Genomic DNA, 4673 nt, shown 5'->3' with positions numbered 1-4673 from the left:
GGAAGAAGCGCTCGTGCGTCCACTGCAGCCCGGAGGGAACCCCGGCGCTGAAGGCACCCGCCGTCCAGTGGTAGCCCGGAAAGATGCCCGGGCTCTGCAGCAGGTGGGTGGCCGCGCCCGTGACGAGCCCCGCCTGCCGGTTGGTGTACCCCGAGAAGATGGGCGAGCCCACGTCCGGAAAGGCGAGGGCGAGCCCTCCGAGGGCCTGGAGGAGCAGGCCCACCTGCCCGCCCTCGTGCAGCCCCGCAGCCTGGAGCTGCGCGAGCAGCGCATGGCCCTGGCACGCCGCCTGGCGCTCCGCCACGTCCCCGGGCGCCAGGGTGTAGGCCATGTCCACGGGGATGAACCCGCTGACGTGGCGCTTGTCCTGCGGCAGCTGCGCCTCCGCGTTCAGGTACGCATAGGCGACGGTGGCGCCGCGGCTCCACCCCAGCAGCACCATGCGACCGGTCTCGTTGGAAAAATACGCGCGCGCCGCCCGCGCCAGCCCGAGCCCGATGCCCACGTCCCGGGCGTGCAGGCCCAGGTTCCAGTCCTTCATGAAGGAGAAGTCCGTTGTCCCCTGGGGAACACCCACCCAGCGCTGGTCGATGCCCCACACGTCCACGCCCCGCTTCGCCAGGAAGACGGGCAGGGAGTGCTGCCGCGACACCGTCGTGCTCGCGGCGCTCGCCAGGAACGCGCCCCGGAAGCCCCACGCGTCCCCATGAACGAGGAACACCGACTTCGGCGTACGAGCGGGCACTCCCGCCGACACCTCGCGCACCACGCGGTGCAGGGTGATGAAGTCATGCTCGCCGGACCCCACCCGGACACGGACGCTGTACTCGAAGACGTCCTCGAAGAGCTGGCGGCGCTCGGGGGAGCGCAGCGTGCACCGCTCGTCGGAGAACCCCTCGGCGCAAGGTTGCTCGAAGCCCGCCGCGCCCCTACCTTCCTGGGACTCCGCGGCGGCCTGGGTCCGCAGCCCCAACACCAGGGCGAGTACCCAGACATACATCCACGCAGACATCTGGCTTGGGATTCGCATACCCCTGTCCTTCCGCGAGGAATAACTCCCCCCTGGCCTGAGTAACTGGCCATTCCACTCATTCCTGACAACTCCAATCGCTCTTTATTTGTGCGACTTTGGAGTGGGAGAGCGGTGCGCGGAGCGGAGGCGTGTCAGCGTTTTCCGGAGAGTGCCGCGGCTTCGATGACGAGGTCGGCGTAGCGGTTGCGCGGGTCCGCCGGCACGGAGCCATCCCGGAAGTAGAAGGTGAAGTCGTCCCACGAGTCGGGCCGCGCATCATTGGCGAACATCCACGGGCCGCTGGCGCCGGCACCACTGCGCCAGGCACAGCGGAACCAGCCGCGGTACATGGCACGCCGCTCATCCAGCGTGAAGCCTTCCTGGTTGCGCAGGGCGAACTCGCCGATGAACAACGGTTTTCCCAGCTCGCGAGCAAGGGCGGCGTGCTCGGAGAACCAGTGCGCGCCCGCGCGAGCCGTGGCGCCTGCCTTCACGCCATAGGCCTCCGGGTAGAGGTGGACGCTGCCAAAGTCGATGAAGGGCGAGGCGGTGTTGCGGCGGAAGCTGGCGCCCCCCTCGAAGAAGGAGGAGGAGGCCGCGTCGCGCCAGAAGCGCTCGTCGTAGCCCGCGAAGGAGGTGTCGAAGCCCTCCTCGCCCGTGCCCACCAGGTGCCCGGGGGCGTATTGCTTCACCACGGCGGCCACCTCGTCCACCCAGGCGCGCATCGCCGCGCCGTCCCTGTCCAACCCCTTACCCCGAGGCTCGTTGAGCAGTTCCCAGGCCAACACGGCCGGGTGCTCGCCGTAGCGCAGGCCGTCGAAGGTGTTGACGCGGGAGAGCAGTCGCGCGATGTGCGCCTTGTAGTGGTCGACGACGGCGCGCTCGGTGAAGAAGCGCGGGTCGCCCTGCACGGGCGAGGGCAGCCCCGCCCACTCCACGTATTGCCGCGTGCCCCCATACGCGTCCCAGTAGTTGCCCAGGGAGAGGACGAGCTTCACCCCATGCGCGGAGGCCCGGGTGAGCACCAGGTCCATCCCCCGCAGGCTCGCCTCGTCATAGTGGAGGGGGGCCACCTGGATGGCCGAGTCGCCCCGCTTGTCGGCCCCGTCGTTGTAGCCGTTGGTGCGCACCGCGTGGGCCCCGAGCGCCGAGGCCTTGGCGAGCGTCTCCTCCACGGCCGGCGACTCGGTGCGGCCCCGCCTCAAGTCCCGCGCGGCATCCTCCTGGAGGTAGTACGCGTTGAGCACCACCGCCGCCGAGGGCGCCGCGCCGAGTCGCAGCGCCGGTCCCTCGGGGCAGTCCGAGGCCTCGTCCTCCAGCTCCTGGAGGGGGTCTTCGCCACAGGCCACCGCCGTGAGCAGCAGCAGCAACGGGAATGGGGCACGCATGCACGGATTCACGAGTCTCAGCCCTGACGCTCGGGCAGGCCGAGCGCCTGACGCACCTCGGCCACCTGACGCGAGGCCCAGTGGCGGCGGTGGTTCTCCGCGGTGCTGAAGCTGCGCGTCTCCATCCGGTCGACGTACAGCGTGCCGTCCAGGTGGTCTATCTCGTGCTGGAGGATGCGGGCGTACCAGCCGCGCGCCGAGATGGACACGGGCTGGCCCTTCTCGTCGAGCGCCTCCACGCGCACGCCGCGCGCACGCCGCACCAGCGCGGAGAAGCCGCTGACGCTCAGGCACCCCTCGTAGAATTCCACCGGGGTCGGATCCTCCACCACGAGGCGCGGGTTGATGATGACGTGGAAGTCCACCGGCTTGCGCTCGCGAGCGGCCAGCTCCTCCGGCGCGAGGCCGGCCTGATACTCGGCCCGGTCCTCGATGACCGCGAGCCGCACGTCCACCCCCACCTGCGGCGCGGCCAGCCCCACGCCCGGCGCGTCCCGCATGGTGTCGCACATGAGGACGATGAGCTGCCGCACCGAGGGGCTCACAATCTCCTCGGGGGTGAGGTCTCTCGCGTGCCGGCGCAGCACCGGCTCTCCAGCCTGGACGATTTTCAGCACCATGCCCGGGAGGATACGCGGCGACAGGTGCGCCCGCCCACCCGTCCGTGCGAGTGCCGGGTGGTCGACGCGAGGCCCATACGGTCCATGACAGCCCCCCGTCCCCCGTGGCTTCTTCACCCGGTGGACTCCACACGCGATTCCAAGTGGCGCAACCTCGTGCTCGGTGCGGTGGCGGGGCTCGGCGTGCTCCTCGCGGCGGGGGCGGCCCTGCGGGGGCGCTCCGCCCCGGAGCCCGCCGTGCACTGTACCCCCGGCCGGGTGGACCCCGAGCGGCTGAAGGCCCACGTGCGCGCCCTGAGCGAGACGTTCCATCCGCGTGACCACACGCACCCGGAGAACCTCGAGCGCACCGCGAGCTACGTCTCCGACGCGCTCTCCCAGGCGGGCGGGCGCGTGCGCTCGGAGCCCTACACGACGGGCGGCGGGGACTACCGCAACGTCATCGCCACCTTCGGACCGGACAGCGAGGAGCGGCTCGTCATCGGCGCGCACTATGACGCGGCACGGGGAGCCCCCGGCGCGGACGACAACGCCAGTGGGGTGGCCGGCCTGCTGGAGCTCGCGGCCCTGCTGGGTGCGCACCCACCCCCCATGCGGGTGGACCTCGTGGGCTTCACCCTGGAGGAACCCCCGCACTTCCGCCGGGACACCCAGGGCAGCAAGGTGCATGCGCGAGCGCTGCGCACGCAGGGGGTGAAGGTACGCGCCATGCTGTCCCTGGAGAGCATGGGCTACTTCTCGGAGGAAGCCGGCAGCCAGCGCTATCCGGTGTCCAGCCTGAAGCTGCGCTACCCGACCACCGGCAACTTCATCGCCGTGGTGGGGCGAAGTGACGAGGGAGCGCTGGTGAGCACCGTGCACCAGGCCCTGCGCGCGGCGAACGACCTGCCCTCCGAGTCGCTCGCCGCGCCCCGCACCATCGAGGGCGTGGACTTCTCCGATCACGCGAGCTTCTGGGACGAGGGCTACCCGGCGGTGATGGTGACCGACACGGCCCTCTTCCGCAATCCGCACTACCACACGCCGGGAGACACCTGGGACACGCTCGACTACGAGCGCCTGGCCAAGGTGGTGCAGGGAGTCCAGTGCGTCATCGAGGTGCTGGCCTCGCCGGAGCGCACCACCCGGGAGGAGTGAGACTGCCTCCGTCGCCCCCTTCTCCGCCGTGCGCTCGAGGCGTCAAGGGGGCGGCAGGCTCTTCCCGAGGCGCTTCTTCAAGGCGATGGCGGAGGCGAGCGCCGCCAGGGTGCGGAGCGCGCCGGGAGAGAGCGAAGGCAGGATGCTCGCGAGGCGGCGCAGCTCTGGAGGGTCAATCGGCGCCGGCACGATGGAACTGACCGGCATCGGGTCCGAGCCGAGCCCCAGGAGGAGATTGGCGGAGATATTCAACGACACGCAGAGATGGTGCAGGGTGGGAACGCTGGGCAGCATCTGTCCGCGCTCGATGCGGCCATAGACGGCGGGAGCAAGGCCCACCATGGAGGCCACGTCGGCCTGGGTGAGCCCCGCTCGCTCCCGGGCCCCCAGGAGCGCGGTCCCGATGGTGCGCTTCAGCTTTTCTAGGTCGTCCATGCACGGGCGACACTACCTCGAAAAGCGCTTTCTCGAAAAGAACTCCGCAGGTAGGCACTGGATTGGCGCAAGGAGACCGCC

The 4673-nt window shown here is 70.4% G+C and carries 4 protein-coding genes and 1 pseudogene; 1 reads left to right on the top strand and 4 read right to left on the bottom strand.

Features of this window, described 5'->3' with window-relative positions; genetic code table 11:
• From VF697_RS39100 to def, 3 genes and pseudogenes are all read right to left on the bottom strand, one after another.
• Positions 1–1030, bottom strand: a pseudogene (locus tag VF697_RS39100) (hypothetical protein); the annotation flags it as partial.
• Between the two features lie 134 nt (positions 1031–1164).
• Positions 1165–2400 (bottom strand): cellulase family glycosylhydrolase, encoded by a 1236-nt coding sequence (locus tag VF697_RS39095; protein WP_331103218.1) that lies wholly within the window; start codon positions 2398–2400, stop codon positions 1165–1167.
• A gap of 17 nt (positions 2401–2417) precedes the next feature.
• Positions 2418–3020: a peptide deformylase gene (def, locus tag VF697_RS39090; protein WP_331103216.1), complete on the bottom strand. Its 603-nt coding sequence runs from the start codon at positions 3018–3020 to the stop codon at positions 2418–2420.
• An 84-nt stretch (positions 3021–3104) separates the two neighbouring features.
• Here def and VF697_RS39085 point away from each other — a divergent pair, with 84 nt between their 5' ends.
• On the top strand, positions 3105–4157 hold the full coding sequence (locus VF697_RS39085) for a M28 family peptidase (protein WP_331103214.1): 1053 nt from the start codon (positions 3105–3107) through the stop codon (positions 4155–4157).
• Positions 4158–4199: 42 nt separating this feature from the next.
• On the opposite strand, the gene VF697_RS39080 is transcribed toward VF697_RS39085, so the two are convergent.
• The gene (locus VF697_RS39080) at positions 4200–4592 is read right to left on the bottom strand and encodes a helix-turn-helix domain-containing protein (protein ID WP_331103212.1); all 393 of its coding nucleotides are present in this window, start codon (positions 4590–4592) and stop codon (positions 4200–4202) included.
• Positions 4593–4673: the final 81 nt, after the last annotated feature.

The organism is Archangium sp., assembly GCF_036388035.1.
GTDB lineage: Bacteria > Myxococcota > Myxococcia > Myxococcales > Myxococcaceae > Archangium.
This window is presented reverse-complemented; position numbering and strand designations above follow the sequence as displayed.

What these genes read in the sequence shown, in the direction of transcription:
- VF697_RS39085 (WP_331103214.1), top strand. Translation starts at nt 3,105, where the DNA reads ATGACAGCCCCCCGTCCCCCGTGGCTTCTTCACCCGGTGGACTCCACA.
- VF697_RS39080 (WP_331103212.1), bottom strand. Translation starts at nt 4,592, where the DNA reads ATGGACGACCTAGAAAAGCTGAAGCGCACCATCGGGACCGCGCTCCTG.
- def (WP_331103216.1), bottom strand. Translation starts at nt 3,020, where the DNA reads ATGGTGCTGAAAATCGTCCAGGCTGGAGAGCCGGTGCTGCGCCGGCAC.
- VF697_RS39095 (WP_331103218.1), bottom strand. Translation starts at nt 2,400, where the DNA reads ATGCGTGCCCCATTCCCGTTGCTGCTGCTGCTCACGGCGGTGGCCTGT.